This is a genomic window from Janibacter sp. CoH_79_TC_3 (genome assembly GCF_058197955.1).
The window spans coordinates 1-255 of sequence record NZ_JBXWIV010000137.1 but is presented as its reverse complement, the minus strand read 5'-3'; the positions used below and the strand labels follow the sequence as shown (position 1 = coordinate 255).

At 41.6% G+C, this 255-nt stretch carries 1 protein-coding gene; it reads left to right on the top strand.

Going from position 1 to position 255, the window contains the following annotated elements:
- A partial coding sequence (locus AC2FA3_RS15380) for a FeoB small GTPase domain-containing protein (RefSeq protein WP_490510346.1) occupies nt 1–212 on the top strand: 212 nt, incomplete at its 5' end.
- Nucleotides 213–255 lie beyond the last annotated feature (43 nt).

The following is a 255-nucleotide window of genomic DNA, read 5'->3' as shown; positions in this document are numbered from 1 at the left end:
ATATTGGTGATTCCCAGACTGTAGATCACTTTCGTCCCGGAATTTACTCTATGTCACCGTATAGCAGTGAGGAAATCGTTTCCAGAAATTTTGTTCTGGATGAAAAACCCCGCGCGACTATTAATATTGTAGATGCAACCAATATAGAGCGAAATCTGTATCTGACCATGCAGCTTCTGGAAATGGACATAGAAGAGGATATGCTTTCTTAAACCATACAACTGCTGCAATCCCCCAGAAAAAGCAGTACAGCAG